The sequence below is a fragment of the Pseudomonas marginalis genome, from assembly GCF_024169655.1.
Lineage (GTDB): Bacteria > Pseudomonadota > Gammaproteobacteria > Pseudomonadales > Pseudomonadaceae > Aquipseudomonas > Aquipseudomonas paraveronii.
In genome coordinates this window covers 4,566,702-4,581,400 of record NZ_JALJWV010000001.1, presented here as the reverse complement: position 1 = coordinate 4,581,400, position 14,699 = coordinate 4,566,702, and the positions used below count along the sequence as shown (strand labels likewise).

The window sequence follows — 14,699 nt, the reverse complement described above, 5'->3', positions numbered from 1 at the left end:
AAGGAAAAACATGACGTTCAAGGCGCCGGACAGTCTCGCCGAGCAAATCGCTCACCACCTCGCCGAACGTATCATTCGCGGCGATCTCAAGCCTGGGGAGCGGATACAGGAACAGAAGGTTACGCTGGCACTCAACGTCAGCCGTGGTTCCGTGCGTGAAGCCCTGCTGATCCTTGAACGTCGCCACCTGATCGCGATCTTGCCGCGCCGTGGCGCCCACGTCACCGAACTCACGGCGCACAAGGTGCAGAGCCTGTGTACGCTGATGGCCGAGCTGTACATCCTGCTCGGCAATGCGGTGGCGCAGGGCTGGCAGACCCAGGCCGACATGGCGCCGTTCGTGCAGATCCAGCAGCGCCTGGTGAGCAATTTCGAACGCCAGGACATCCGCGCGTTTGTCGAAGAATGCTTCAGCGTGATGCGTGCCGCGTACCCCTTCGCCAACAACCCGTATTTGCAGGAAACCGTCGAGAACCTGCAGCCGGCGATGAACCGCGCCTACTACCTGGCCCTGGATCAACGCAAGGCCTCCATGAGCGAATACCTCGCGCTGTTCGAGCAACTGCTCGCCGCCGTGCTCGCCCGTGACTTGCCGCAGATTCGCCAGGTGCTGTCGGCCTACGGCCAGCGCAGTTGCTCGCTGGTGATCGCTGCGTTGGCGGACGTCTAAGCGTGCGGCTCAAGTGCATCAAACTGGCGGGGTTCAAATCCTTCGTCGACCCGACCACGGTGAACTTCCCCAGTAATATGGCGGCGGTGGTCGGGCCCAATGGCTGCGGCAAGTCGAACATCATCGACGCCGTGCGCTGGGTGATGGGCGAGAGCTCGGCGAAAAACCTGCGTGGCGAGTCGATGACCGACGTCATCTTCAACGGCTCCACCAGCCGCAAGCCGGTGAGCCAGGCCAGCATCGAACTGGTGTTCGACAACTCCGACGGCACCCTGGTCGGCGAATACGCGGCCTACGCGGAAATCTCCATCCGCCGCAAAGTGACGCGCGACAGCCAGAACAGTTACTTCCTCAACGGCACCAAGTGTCGCCGTCGGGACATCACCGATATCTTCCTCGGCACCGGCCTTGGCCCGCGCAGCTACTCGATCATCGAACAGGGCATGATCTCCAAGCTGATCGAAGCCAAGCCCGAAGACCTGCGTAACTTTATCGAAGAAGCTGCCGGCATCTCCAAGTACAAGGAGCGCCGTCGCGAGACCGAAAACCGTATCCGCCGCACCCATGAAAACCTCGCCCGCCTGACCGACCTGCGCGACGAGCTGGAGCGCCAGTTGGAGCGCCTGCACCGCCAGGCCCAGGCCGCCGAGAAGTATCAGGAATACAAGGGCGAAGAACGCCAGCTCAAGGCGCAACTGTCGGCCCTGCGCTGGCAGGCGCTGAACGATCAGGTCGGCCAGCGCGAAGCGATTATCGGCACCCAGGAAATCAGCTTCGAAGCCCTGGTGGCCGAACAACGCAACGCCGACGCCAGCATCGAGCGCCTGCGCGACGGTCATCATGACCTGTCCGAGCGCTTCAATCTGGTGCAGGGCCGCTTCTATTCGGTGGGCGGCGACATCGCCCGGGTCGAGCAGAGCATCCAGCACGGCCAGCAGCGTCTGCGCCAGTTGCAGGATGATCTGAAGGAAGCCGAGCGTGCGCGCCTGGAGACCGAGTCCCACCTCGGCCACGACCGCACCTTGCTGCTGACCCTCGGCGAAGAGCTGGAGATGCTCACCCCCGAACAGGAAATCACCAGCGCCGCCGCCGAAGAAGCCGCCGCCACCCTGGAAGAATCCGAGACCACCATGCACGGTTGGCAGGAGCAGTGGGACACCTTCAACCTGCGCTCCGCCGAGCCGCGCCGCCAGGCCGAGGTGCAGCAGTCACGCATCCAGCAACTGGAAACCAGCATGGAACGCCTGGCCGAGCGCCAGCGTCGCTTGCAGGAAGAGCGCGTGTTGCTCGCCGCCGACCCGGAAGACGCGGCGATCATGACGCTGAGCGAGCAACTCGCCGAAAGCGAAATGACCCTCGAAGAGCTGGAAGCCAGCGAAGAACAGCAAGTGGAACGCCTGGAGCAATTGCGTCAGCAACTGCAACAGGCGACCCAGGCCCAGCAACAGGCCCAGGGCGATTTGCAGCGGCTCAACGGGCGCTTGGCGTCCCTCGAAGCCTTGCAGCAAGCGGCGCTGGACCCCGGCACCGGCACCGCCGAATGGCTGCGCGACCAGCACTTGGCCGAGCGCCCGCGCCTGGCGGAGGGCTTGAAGGTCGAGGCGGGTTGGGAGTTGGCGGTGGAAACCGTGCTCGGCGCCGACCTGCAAGCGGTGCTGGTGGATGATTTTGCCGGCTTCGACCTGGCCGGCTTTGCCCAGGGCGATCTGCGCTTGCTCAGCCCCGCCGCCGATGGCACCCGTGTGCCGGGCAGTTTGCTGGATAAAGTCGAGGCCGCGATTGACCTGTCGCCGTGGCTGGGCCAGGTCAAACCGGTGGAGTCCCTGGAGCAGGCCTTGGCCCAACGCGGTCAGTTGGGCGCCGGCGAAAGCCTGATCAGCCGCGACGGCTATTGGGTTGGCCGCCACTTCCTGCGGGTGTGCCGCGCCAGTGAAGCGCAGAGCGGCGTATTGGCCCGTGGCCAGGAAATCGTCCACCTGATCGCCGAGCGTGAAGAGCGCGAAGCCACCCTGGAAAGCCTGGAAACCGAACTGCAAACCCTGCGCGCCACCCAGCGCCAGCAAGAGACCGGCCGCGAACACCTGCGCCGCCTGTTGCAGGACGAAGCGCGCCAGCAGGGCGAATTGAAAGCCCAACTCTCCGCGAGCAAGGCCAAGGCCGAGCAACTGACCCTGCGCCGCACTCGCCTCGACGAAGAAGTGGCCGAGATGGGCGAGCAGCGCGCCCTCGAACACGAACAGATCGGCGAAGCACGCCTGCAATTGCAGGAAGCCCTCGACAGCATGGCCCTCGACACCGAGCAGCGCGAACTGCTGCTGGCCCAGCGCGACAGCCTGCGCGAACGCCTCGACCGGGTCCGCCAGGAAGCGCGCCAGCACAAGGACCACGCCCACCAGTTGGCGGTGCGCCTCGGCTCCCTGCGCGCCCAGCACGACTCCACGCGCCAGGCCCTGGAACGCCTGGAGATGCAATCCGAGCGCCTGACCGAAAAGCGCGAGCAACTGAGCCTCAACCTGGAGGAGGGCGAAGCGCCCCTGGAAGAGTTGCGGCTCAAGCTCGAAGAACTGCTCGACAAGCGCATGACCGTCGACGAAGAGCTCAAGACCGCGCAAATCGCCCTGGAAGACGCCGACCGCGAACTGCGCGAAGCGGAAAAACGCCGGACCCAGGCCGAGCAGCAATCCCAGCTGATTCGCGGCCAGCTCGAACAACAGCGCATGGAATGGCAGGCCCTGACCGTGCGCCGCAAAACCCTGCAGGACCAACTGCTCGAAGACGGCTACGACCTGCACGGCGTACTCAATACCCTGACCGCCCAGGCCAACGAGAAAGACGCCGAAGAAGAACTTGAGCGGATTGCTGCGCGTATTCAGCGACTCGGCGCGATCAACCTCGCCGCCATCGACGAATATCAGCAACAGTCCGAGCGTAAACGTTATCTGGACGCCCAGAACGCCGATCTGGTGGAGGCGCTGGACACCCTGGAAAACGTGATCCGCAAGATCGACAAGGAAACCCGCAACCGCTTCAAAGATACCTTTGATCAGATTAACGGCGGTTTACAGGCGTTATTCCCAAAAGTTTTCGGTGGTGGCAGCGCTTACTTGGAACTGACGGGCGAAGATCTACTCGATACAGGGGTAACGATCATGGCGCGGCCTCCGGGCAAGAAGAACAGCACCATCCATTTGTTGTCCGGTGGCGAAAAAGCCCTGACCGCTTTGGCCCTGGTGTTTGCCATCTTCAAGTTGAACCCGGCGCCGTTCTGTATGCTCGACGAAGTTGACGCGCCACTGGATGACGCTAACGTAGGACGTTACGCACGCCTGGTTAAAGAGATGTCCCAGACCGTGCAGTTCATCTATATCACCCACAACAAGATCGCCATGGAAATGGCTGATCAGTTGATGGGGGTGACGATGCACGAGCCGGGTTGTTCGCGATTGGTGGCGGTGGATGTCGAAGAAGCGATGGCGATGGTGGAATCCTGATCCACGCCAGCAGCGAAGATTTTCAGCTCGATGTAGGGCGGTTTACCAGTCTGACGAAAGTGGCAAATGGACATATTTGTTCAAGGCATTTTGACAGACGGTGTAAAGTTATCTTTGGTCGTGCTAGTTTAATGTCAATTTTTCGTATGCGTGGGCAAAACGTCAGTCAGAACATAGAGTTGGCGCCACGTTTTAAAGCGGTTTGCACGGTGCTAAACCCCTTATTTTTCAGCATTTTTTATTAGAGGCACGGGATTACATGGAAATCGGTCTGCGCGAGTGGCTGATCGTCATCGGCATTATTGTCATTGCCGGTATTCTTTTTGATGGCTGGCGCCGTATGCGCGGTGGCAAGGGTAAGCTCAAATTCCGTCTGGACCGCAACCTGTCCAACTTGCCCGACGACGACGCCGGTGCGGAGCTGCTGGGGCCGCCCCGTGTGCTGGATACCCATAAGGAACCGCAGTTGGACGAGCACGACTTGCCGTCCATGAGCGCCCCTTTGCGCGAAGCCCGCGAACCGTCCTCCAAGCGTGGCAAGCGCGGCAGTGCCGCCGCCGCCGAGCCGCATCAGGGCGACCTGAACCTGGGCGTGGATGACGGCCCGAGCTTCAGCAGTCGCGATGACGATTTCCCTGACGAGAGCCCGACCAAGAGTGTGCCGCGCCAGTCGGTGAACGATCAGCCGGCCGCCGAAGAAGTCCTGGTGATCAGCGTGATCTGCCGCGACGCCGCCGGCTTCAAGGGCCCGGCACTGTTGCAGAACATCCTGGAAAGCGGCCTGCGTTTTGGCGAGATGGATATCTTCCACCGCCACGAAAGCATGGCCGGTAATGGCGAAGTGTTGTTTTCCATGGCCAACGCGGTCAAGCCAGGCACCTTCGACCTGGACGATATCGACCTGTTCAGCACGCCGGCGGTGAGCTTCTTCCTCGGCCTGCCAGGTCCGCGTCATCCGAAACAAGCGTTCGACGTGATGGTCGCCGCAGCGCGCAAGCTGTCCCAGGAGCTCAACGGCGAACTGAAGGACGACCAGCGCAGCGTCCTGACCGCCCAGACCATCGAACACTACCGTCAGCGCATCGTCGAGTTCGAGCGTCGCGCCCTGACACAGAAACGCTGAGGTCTGGCCTCAAGCGTTGTCGATAGAATCAAGCGCACCAACATTTGAGCAGCTTCGGCTGCTCTTTTGCTTTATGAGAGAACACCCATGACCGCCGCCCACACCCGCATCCTCGAACTGCGCGCTGAACTGGATCAGCACAACTACCGTTATCACGTCCTCGACGAACCGAGCATTCCGGACGCCGAGTACGACCGCTTGTTCCAAGCGCTCAAGGCCCTGGAGGCCGAGCATCCGGAGCTGGTCACGCGTGATTCACCGACGCAGCGGGTCGGCAGTGCGGCGTTGTCGGCGTTCACCCAGGTCAAGCATGAGATTCCCATGCTCAGTCTGGGCAACGCCTTCGATGAAACCACCATGCTCGAGTTCGATCGCCGCGTCACCGAGGGTCTCGACCTGCCGGTGGGCGACCTGTTTGGCGGCGGCGCCTCCGTGGAATACAGCTGCGAGCCAAAGTTGGACGGCCTGGCGGTCAGCCTGCTGTACCAGGACGGCGAACTGGTGCGCGGCGCCACCCGGGGCGATGGCACCACCGGCGAAGACATCAGCGTGAATGTGCGCACCGTGCGCAATATCCCGTTGAAACTGCACGGCAGCGGCTGGCCGGCGACCCTGGAAGTGCGCGGCGAAGTGTTCATGTCCAAGGCCGGTTTCGAGCGCCTGAACGCCTCGCAACTGGAAGTCGGCGGCAAGACCTTCGCCAACCCGCGCAACGCCGCCGCCGGCAGCCTGCGCCAGTTGGATTCGAAAATCACCGCCAGCCGCCCGCTGGAATTCTGCTGCTACGGCATTGGCCAGGTGACGGCGGACATCAGCGACACCCACATCGGCAATTTGCAGCAGTTGCGCAAGTGGGGCATGCCGATCAGTCATGAGCTGAAGTTGGCCAAGGGCATCCAGGAATGCCTGGACTACTACCGCGATATCGGCGAGCGGCGTAACAGCCTGCCCTATGAAATCGACGGCGTGGTGTTCAAGGTCAACAGCATTGCCTCCCAGCGCGAGCTGGGTTTTCGCGCCCGTGAGCCGCGTTGGGCGATCGCGCACAAATTTCCGGCCATGGAAGAGTTGACCGAGCTGCTCGATGTGGAGTTCCAGGTCGGCCGCACCGGCGCCGTCACCCCGGTGGCGCGTCTGAAACCGGTCAAGGTCGCGGGTGTGACCGTGTCCAATGCCACCCTGCACAACATGGATGAAGTGGCGCGCCTGGGCCTGATGATCGGCGACACCGTGATCATCCGCCGCGCCGGGGACGTGATCCCGCAGGTCGTATCGGTGGTCACCGAGCGCCGTCCGGAACACGCCCGCGCGGTCCATATCCCGGAAAACTGCCCGGTGTGCGGCTCCCATGTCGAGCGCACGCAACTGGTCAAGCGCAGCAAGGGCAAGGAAACCGTCAGCGAAGGCGCGGTGTACCGCTGCGTCGGTCGCCTGGCCTGCGGGGCGCAGCTCAAGCAGGCGATCATCCATTTCGTCTCGCGCCGGGCGATGGACATCGACGGCCTGGGCGACAAGACCATCGAGCAATTGGTGGATGAAAAACTCATCGCCTCGCCGGCCGACCTTTACACGCTCAAGTACGAACAGATCATCGACCTGGAAGGCTTCGCCGATGTTTCCAGCAAGAAGCTGATCAGCGCCATCGAACACAGCAAGACGCCGACCCTGGCACGCTTCATCTACGCCCTGGGTATTCCCGACGTGGGCGAGGAGACCGCCAAGGTGCTGGCGCGCTCCCTGGCGTCCCTGGAGCGCGTGCAGCGCGCGTTGCCGCAAGTGCTGACGTACTTGCCGGACGTGGGCCTGGAAGTGGCGCACGAGATCCACAGCTTCTTTGAAGACCGCCACAACCAGGACGTGATCGGCGCGCTGTTGGCGCCGGACAAATGCGGCCTGCAACTGCAGGAACAAGGCGACCTGAGCGCCGAGTTCGCCGCCAGCACCACCCTCGGCGGTTTGCTCGACAAACTCAACGTGCCCAGCGTTGGCCCCGGCGCTGCGCAGAAACTGGCGGACAAGTTCGGTTCCCTCGACGGCGTGATCAAGGCCGACTGGCTCGATATGCGCCAGGCGCTGCCCGAGAAGCAGGCCAAGGCCGTGCGCGAGTTCTTCGATAACCCCGACCACGCCAACCTTGCCCTGGCCATCGAGCAGCAGCTCAAGGACTTCGGCATGCACTGGCAGAGCGAGAAGAAAGTGATCGAAGGCTTGCCGGAAGCGGGGCACACCTGGGTGCTGACCGGCTCCCTGGAGCTGATGAGCCGTGACGTGGCCAAGGACAAGCTCGAAAGCCTCGGCGCCAAGGTGGCCGGTTCGGTGTCGGCGAAGACGTATTGTGTGGTGGCCGGGCCGGGTGCCGGTTCAAAACTGGCCAAGGCGAGTGAGTTGGGCCTGAAGGTATTGGACGAAGCCGCTTTCGTGGATTTTCTAGCCCGGCACAACATCACTGTCTGACGACTTCTTGTTCCCATTGGGCTGCCAAGCAGCCCTTCGAAGAAAGGGGAACGATCCCGGGCGCGAAATGATCTAGTCTTGGTCGCCCCGGGAGAGATCGCCATGTACCGCTTCTTCGAACAACTCAGTTCGCGCATCGCCGCACCGTTCGTGGCCGAATCTTCGCGCAACAGCAAGGTCTGGCAGTGTCGGTGTGGCCAGTCGTTGTTCTTTCGCAACAGCCAGTGCCTGGCCTGCTCGGCGCTGCTGGGCTACCAGCCGCAACAAAGCCGTCTGTCCTCGCTGCAACCGGGTCCGGTCGCTGACACCTGGCTGCTGGATGACAACCTCGATGCCGGCGCTTTTCGCCGCTGCGCCAACCTCGACAGCCCGGCCGCCTGCAACTGGCTGATTCGCGCCCACAGCACCAGCTCGCTGTGCGTGGCGTGTAGCCTGAACCGCACCATTCCCGACCTGTCGATCGCGGAAAACCCCGAGCGCTGGTGCAAGGTCGAAACCGCCAAGCGCCGGCTGGTGGCGCAACTGATCAGCCTGGGCCTGCGCGTCGTGCCCAAAAGCGTCGACGAAGACAACGGCCTGGCCTTCGACTTCGTCGGCATCGACCTGGAAGGCAACGCGCCGACCACCGGCCATGCCAACGGCCTGATCACCCTCGACATCAAGGAAGCCGACGACGCCCACCGCGAAAAAATCCGCGTGCAGATGCGGGAACCGTACCGCACCTTACTCGGCCATTTTCGCCATGAAGTCGGCCACTACTATTGGGATCGGCTGATCGCCAACAGCCACTGGTTGCAGCCGTTTCGCAACCTGTTCGGCGACGAACGCGCCAGTTACGCCGACGCCCTCGACCAACACTACCAGAACGGCCCGCGCCCGGACTGGCAACACACCTGCGTCAGCGCCTACGCCACTATGCATCCCTGGGAAGACTGGGCCGAAACCTGGGCGCATTACCTGCACATGATGGACGCCGTCGACACCGCCCTGGGCTTCGGCATGAGCGCCCGCGAGATGGACCTGGATTACCAGCCGTTCCCCCGCGCCAGCCTCTATGACCCCGAACACCCCGGCGGCGCGGCGTTCCTCTCGTTCGTCAATGCCTGGATCGAATTGGCCGGCATGCTCAACGAACTGTCCCGCGCCATGGGCCAGCCGGATTTCTACCCCTTCGTATTGCCACCGGCGGTGATCGCCAAGCTGCACTTCATTCACCTGGTGATCCAGGAAGAGGGCGGCAGGGCGGATGAGGTCCTGCAGGCACAGTCATGAGCCAGTGTGGCAGGGGCGATGCTGACGGCCATGGCAAGTGCTTGAACCTCTTGATTTTTTAATCCAACACCAATGGTTGTAACTTCCGATGAGATCGGTACAATGGCGCGGCTTGCCGAGAGGTGAGCGTCGTTATGGTGACCCCATCGGTCCCCCCGCAACGATTACCCGTGAACCTGGTCAGAGCCGGAAGGCAGCAGCCACAGCGGGAACATTGTGTGCCGGGGTGTGGCTGGTGGGGTTGCCTCCATAACGCTCCTCCTTGTAGTAGCCCTTCTGTTTCAACCCCCTTTGTCTTCTTTTCAGTCGTCTGCCGGTATTTTATTGCGCAGCCTATGATGTGGTCGGCGTGCTGGCCTTCAAGGATGGCTGGGCCCAGGTCGAGTTCGTCAATGCTCCGGATCGGTCGTTCCTCGGCTGGATCAGTACGCGCGATTGGCTACTCCGAAAAGCTGATGTTCGATCAGTGTTGGCCGAAGGTTTCGCGCAGCAGCCCAGCGAATGCATCCCTGGCCAGATGTCGCTGCGTGTCCTTGTGCCAGAACAACAGGTTATCCACGGCCGCCAGTTCTTCGAATCGATACGAGGCCAACTGACTGGTCTGCTCATAGCGCGCCAGAATGCCCTCCGGCGCCAATGCCACGCCAATCCCCGCGCTGACGCAGCCGATGATCGTGCCCCAACTGGCGTAGCTGGCGATGGCCGGCTTGAGGTCGTGGGGTTTGACCCAGTTTTCCAGGGCGGCGCGATAAGGGCAGCCGGGCGGCCAGACCAGCAGGGTGCGTCCTGCCAGGTCCTCGGCGCCGTTGATCGGCGCGCTGGAGGGGCTGGCGATCAGCACCAGGCGTTCGCTGTAGACCACGCTGTGTTCGAGCTTGGTGCGTGTGTTACCGGCGGCTACCAGCGCCACGTCCAGGCGATGGTGTTGCAGGTCGTCGAGCAGTTGGCCCCAGGCACCCGTCACCAGTTCCAGGCTGACGTCGGGGTAGCGTCGATGGTATTCCGCCAGCAGCGGTGGCAGGCGGCCGCTGGCACTGGACTCCACCGCGCCGATACGCAAGGTGCCCCGCGGGATCGCGTTGGCGTCCACCGCTCGTTTGGATTCGTCCACCAGTGCCAGGATGCGCTCGCAGTAATCGAGGAAGATTTCACCGGCGGCACTGATCGCCAGCCCGCGTCCGGCACGGATGAACAGCGGCGTGCCCAATTCGCTTTCCAGCTGTTTGATGCGCGTGGTGATGTTCGACGGCACGCAATGCAATTGCAGCGCGGCTTGGGCCACGCTGCCGGTTTGCGCCACGGCTCGCACCATCTTCAGTTGGGCCATTTCCATCGCTCAGTTCCACTGATTTCAGAAGTCAGAAACGCTTAATTGTCCTGCCGCATGACCCGGCCAAGACTGGCGGCACTCCTTTTCTGTTTCTGGATGCCGTCGATGAATGCCCCGTCACCCGCAAAGCTTACGCTAGTCATCGCCAGCGTGATCCTCTGTTGGGCCTATTCGCCGATTGGCGTACACGTGGGGCTGCACAGTTATAGCCCCGGCCAGTTGGCGTTGTTGCGGTTTCTGGTCGCATCGGTGTTCATGGGGGGTGTGGCGTTGGTGCAGGGCATCAGTCAGCCGCGCCTGCGGGATGTGCCATGGTTGCTGGTGCTGGGATTTTTCGGGGTGTTCCTGCATCACACCTGCCTCAACTACGGGCAGCAATGGGTGACAGCGGCGGCATCCAGTGTATTGGCGCAGTCGGCACCGCTGTTCAGTGTGCTGATTGCGTTTTTTGGCTTGAAGGAGCGGATCAGCGCCTGGCGCTGGAGCTGCGTATTGCTGGGGTTGCTCGGCGTGCTGGTGGTGATCTGGGGTGAGCAGGGGGTGGGTGACATCGATCCACGTGGTCTGTTGATCCTGCTGGCGGCGGTGTCGTGGAGCGTGTATTTCGTCATCCAGAAGCACTATGCCCACCGCTACAGCCCGTTGACCCTGGCGTGCTACATGGTGTGGTCGGGCACCCTGATGCTCTGCGTGAACCTGCCCGGCCTGCCCGCCGCCATGGCGCAGGCGCCCTGGCCGGAAAACCTGGCGGTGCTGGTCCTGGGCATTTTCCCCAGCGCCCTGGCGTACCTTGCCTGGGCCTACGTGTTGAAGCATGTCGAGGTCAGCCGTGCATCGGTCGCGATGTACCTGGTTCCCCCGGTGGCCATGGCGATGGCGGCGACACTGCTGGGCGAGCACCTTGCCGGGCAGGTGATGCTCGGCGCGGTGATTGTGCTTGCCAGTGTGGCGGCCATCAGCCTGGAAGGACGCTGGCGGCGCTGCTCAGTCGCTCATGCAGAACGCCCGCAACCGATGGCCGTCGAGGTCCTGGGCGACAAAGGTGTAGCCAAAGTCCACGACGGTCGGTGACTGAATGATCGTGGCGCCACGTTCCAGCCATTGGTCGTGCAGGGTGTCCACGGCGGCTTGGTCGGGCAGGGCGAAACCCACTTCGCCGCCGCCGCCCGTGGCTTGGGCCGCCGGTTCCACGGTGTGGCGCGACCACAGGCCCAGCTTTACACCATTATTGAGAATGAACAGGGCAAAGGTCGGGTTCAATTCAACCGGTGCTTTGTCCAGCAGGCGGCTGTAGAAGTTGGCGCTGGTGGCGGGGCTGTCGACATACAGCAGGAAGTAATGAGCAACGGTGTTCATGGGGGCTCCTTGAGAACGGGGGTTGGTTGAGCCCAGTCTATAAGGTGGCTCTGTCAGTTCTTGTCAGGAGCGTGCAAGGGCACTGCGTTTTCGCCGGTGTACAGCTTGATGATGTCGTCGATTTCGCCTGACGTCTTCATCTGCAGCAGGGTGCGCAGGATTTGTTGCACCGGCAGGTCCGGGTCGTTGCGCACGACGCAGCCCAGGCTTTGCTCCTCGATCATGGCAACTTTGTGCAGTCGCTGATCCATCGGCAGGTTCTGGTTGAAGCGGTCGACGATCCATTCGTTGGCCACCGCATACTTGAAGCGCCCGGCCACCAGTTTGTGCAGCACCTGCTCTTCGCTGCGGGCGTCGTCGCGCCTCAATTGGCCGTTGGCGAACAGCGGGTCGAGTGTGGAGTAGCGGTAATTGAGCACTGTTCCGATCGACTGCGGCGCCAGCCGGGTCACTTGCACCGGATGGCTGTGAGCGCTGACCAATACGTTGCGCTGGACCAGCAGCGGTAGGCTCCAGATGTAGTCGTCAGACAAATTGTCGAGCCAGGCCTGGGTGACATAACAGCGCACATCGATGTCGCCGTGGGCCATCGCGTTGGCAATGCGTGCGCGGGACAGTACGTGGAACTCGACCGGGCGGCCGACCTGGGTGGCCAGGCTCAACATCAGGTCATACAAAATGCCCTGGGTGGGTCGGCCGTCCTCCACCTGCACCATGGGCATCGCCCAACTGTCGGAAACCGAGAAGCGCAACGGTGCGGGCGCCGCCAGGCAGGCCGTGGTGATTATCCATAAAGCGCCCAGGACTACGCGCATACACTCTCCGGGTTCAGGCCTTTTCATGGCCAATCAGGCAATCTTAGTCAGATTAGGCAAGCGTGCCGGATGCAATTTCCCCCTTGCTCCGCTAGCATTACCGGCTCCGCTTCTCAGTTGCGACGGTTTTCGATGAGTTATCAGGTTCTTGCACGTAAATGGCGCCCGCGCTCGTTCCGCGAAATGGTCGGCCAGACCCATGTGCTCAAGGCTCTGATCAATGCCTTGGACAGCCAACGGCTACACCACGCCTACCTGTTTACCGGTACTCGCGGTGTCGGCAAGACTACCATTGCCCGAATCATTGCCAAATGCCTGAACTGCGAAACGGGTATCACCTCGACGCCCTGCGGCACCTGCTCGGTGTGCCGCGAGATCGACGAAGGGCGTTTCGTCGACCTGATCGAGATCGATGCCGCGAGCCGCACCAAGGTCGAAGACACTCGCGAGTTGCTCGATAACGTGCAGTACGCGCCGAGCCGCGGCCGCTTCAAGGTCTACCTGATCGACGAAGTCCACATGCTCTCCAGCCACTCGTTCAACGCCTTGTTGAAAACCCTGGAAGAGCCGCCGCCCTACGTCAAATTCATCCTGGCCACCACTGATCCGCAGAAACTTCCTGCAACGATTTTGTCGCGGTGCCTGCAGTTTTCCCTTAAAAACATGACCCCGGAGCGTGTGGTCGAGCACTTGACCCACGTGCTGGGTGTCGAGAACGTGCCGTTCGAAGACGACGCACTGTGGCTGCTCGGCCGCGCCGCCGATGGTTCGATGCGTGACGCCATGAGCCTCACCGACCAGGCCATCGCCTTTGGCGAAGGCAAGGTCATGGCCGCCGATGTGCGAGCGATGCTCGGCACCCTCGACCACGGCCAGGTGTTCGACGTGCTGCACGCGCTGATCGAAGGCGACGCCAAGGCATTGCTCGAAGCTGTGCGTCACTTGTCGGAGCAAGGTCCGGACTGGAACGGCGTGCTCTCGGAAATCCTCAACGTGCTGCACCGCGTCGCCATCGCCCAGGCCCTGCCGGAAGGTGTCGACAACGGTCACGGCGACCGCGACCGCGTGTTGGCCCTGGCCCAGGCGTTGCCGGCCGAAGACGTGCAGTTCTACTACCAGATGGGCCTGATCGGTCGCCGGGACTTGCCCCTCGCGCCGGACCCGCGCGGCGGCTTCGAAATGGTCCTGCTGCGCATGCTGGCCTTCCGGCCCGCCGATTCGACAGACGCGCCGAGACAGCCGCTAAAGCCAGTGGGGATCAGCCAGGCCACAGTTGATTCCGCCAAACCCGTGGCTGGCGCAGCGGTGGTCGCGCCAGTGGTTGCTGCACCTGCACCTGCACCGGTTGTGCCGGTACCTGAACCTGTGGTTGTCGCGCCTGTGGTCGCGCCTGAGCCGGTGGTCGAGCCAACCCCGGCCCCGGTGGTCGACTTGCCCTGGAATGCCCCGGTGGAGGCTGAGCCCGCCGTGGAGCCCATGCTGGAAACCGCCAGCGAGCAGCCCGAGCTGACGCCGATGCCCACACCGACCCCGGACAGCGTGGTGCCGGACGCGCCGGAGTGGGTCAGCGCGCCCGCCCCCGAGCCGACCGTCGCCCAGGTGGACGCCGCAACGCACGGCATCGACCTCGACGACGAACCGCCGCTGGACGAAGACTACATCGAGCCGGATATCGATTCGGCCTACAGCTACCTGGACGAACTGGCCAGTGAGCACGCTGCCGAGCCGGCCCCCGAACCCGAAGCGGAACCCGCTGCGGCGCCGGCCACCGGCCTGGCCCTGCAATGGCTGGAGCTGTTCCCGAAACTGCCGATTTCCGGCATGACCGGTAGCATCGCCGCCAACTGCACCCTGATCGCCATCGAGGGCGACCACTGGCTGCTGCACCTGGACCCGGCCCACAGCGCCCTGTTCAATGCGACCCAGCAGCGCCGGCTCAACGATGCCCTCAACCAGTACCACGAGCGCACGCTGACCATCGCCATCGAGTTGATCAAGCCCGAGCAGGAAACCCCGGCCCAGGCCGCGACCCGCCGGCGCCTCAATCGCCAGCGCGAGGCCGAGGAGTCGATCCACGGCGACCCGCTCATCCAGCAATTGATGCAACAGTTCGGTGCGGTCGTCCGTCACGATACTATTGAACCTGTCGAAGCCACGGTGCCCCAGGCGTCATAACACCGGGCTACTT

10 protein-coding genes and 1 other RNA gene are annotated in these 14,699 nt (G+C 62.8%); 8 read left to right on the top strand and 3 right to left on the bottom strand.

Going from position 1 to position 14,699, the window contains the following annotated elements:
* The first annotated feature begins 10 nt into the window (after positions 1–10).
* From J2Y83_RS20915 to ffs, 6 genes are all read left to right on the top strand, one after another.
* Positions 11–670: a GntR family transcriptional regulator gene (locus J2Y83_RS20915; RefSeq protein WP_253397901.1), complete on the top strand. Its 660-nt coding sequence runs from the start codon at positions 11–13 to the stop codon at positions 668–670.
* A 2-nt stretch (positions 671–672) separates the two neighbouring features.
* Positions 673–4,161, top strand: coding sequence for a chromosome segregation protein SMC (gene smc / locus J2Y83_RS20910; RefSeq protein WP_253397899.1), 3,489 nt, complete (start codon positions 673–675; stop codon positions 4,159–4,161).
* A gap of 259 nt (positions 4,162–4,420) precedes the next feature.
* Positions 4,421–5,284 (top strand): cell division protein ZipA, encoded by an 864-nt coding sequence (gene zipA / locus J2Y83_RS20905; protein ID WP_253397898.1) that lies wholly within the window; start codon positions 4,421–4,423, stop codon positions 5,282–5,284.
* A gap of 87 nt (positions 5,285–5,371) precedes the next feature.
* Positions 5,372–7,738, top strand: a complete 2,367-nt coding sequence (gene ligA, locus J2Y83_RS20900) for an NAD-dependent DNA ligase LigA (RefSeq protein WP_253397896.1) — start codon at positions 5,372–5,374, stop codon at positions 7,736–7,738.
* Positions 7,739–7,840: 102 nt separating this feature from the next.
* Complete coding sequence (locus tag J2Y83_RS20895) at positions 7,841–9,010, top strand: zinc-binding metallopeptidase family protein (protein WP_253397894.1); 1,170 nt, start codon at positions 7,841–7,843, stop codon at positions 9,008–9,010.
* Between the two features lie 144 nt (positions 9,011–9,154).
* Positions 9,155–9,251: signal recognition particle sRNA small type (ffs, locus tag J2Y83_RS20890), an RNA gene on the top strand.
* A gap of 222 nt (positions 9,252–9,473) precedes the next feature.
* On the opposite strand, the gene J2Y83_RS20885 is transcribed toward ffs, so the two are convergent.
* The gene (locus J2Y83_RS20885) at positions 9,474–10,343 is read right to left on the bottom strand and encodes a LysR family transcriptional regulator (protein ID WP_253397892.1); all 870 of its coding nucleotides are present in this window, start codon (positions 10,341–10,343) and stop codon (positions 9,474–9,476) included.
* 102 nt (positions 10,344–10,445) lie between these two features.
* On the opposite strand from J2Y83_RS20885, the gene J2Y83_RS20880 reads away from it, so the two are divergent.
* Positions 10,446–11,411 carry a DMT family transporter gene (locus J2Y83_RS20880; RefSeq protein ID WP_253397890.1) on the top strand — a complete coding sequence of 322 codons (966 nt, stop codon included), beginning with the start codon at positions 10,446–10,448 and terminating at the stop codon, positions 11,409–11,411.
* On the opposite strand, the gene J2Y83_RS20875 is transcribed toward J2Y83_RS20880, so the two are convergent.
* Entirely contained in the window at positions 11,325–11,696 is a 372-nt protein-coding gene (locus J2Y83_RS20875; RefSeq protein WP_253397888.1) for a VOC family protein, read from the bottom strand. The genes J2Y83_RS20880 and J2Y83_RS20875 overlap by 87 nt on opposite strands.
* Positions 11,697–11,749: 53 nt before the next feature.
* A complete protein-coding gene (locus tag J2Y83_RS20870; protein ID WP_253397886.1) occupies positions 11,750–12,511 on the bottom strand; it encodes a substrate-binding periplasmic protein in 762 nt (253 codons plus the stop codon).
* A gap of 132 nt (positions 12,512–12,643) precedes the next feature.
* On the opposite strand from J2Y83_RS20870, the gene dnaX reads away from it, so the two are divergent.
* Positions 12,644–14,686 (top strand): DNA polymerase III subunit gamma/tau, encoded by a 2,043-nt coding sequence (dnaX, locus tag J2Y83_RS20865; RefSeq protein ID WP_253397884.1) that lies wholly within the window; start codon positions 12,644–12,646, stop codon positions 14,684–14,686.
* Positions 14,687–14,699: the final 13 nt, after the last annotated feature.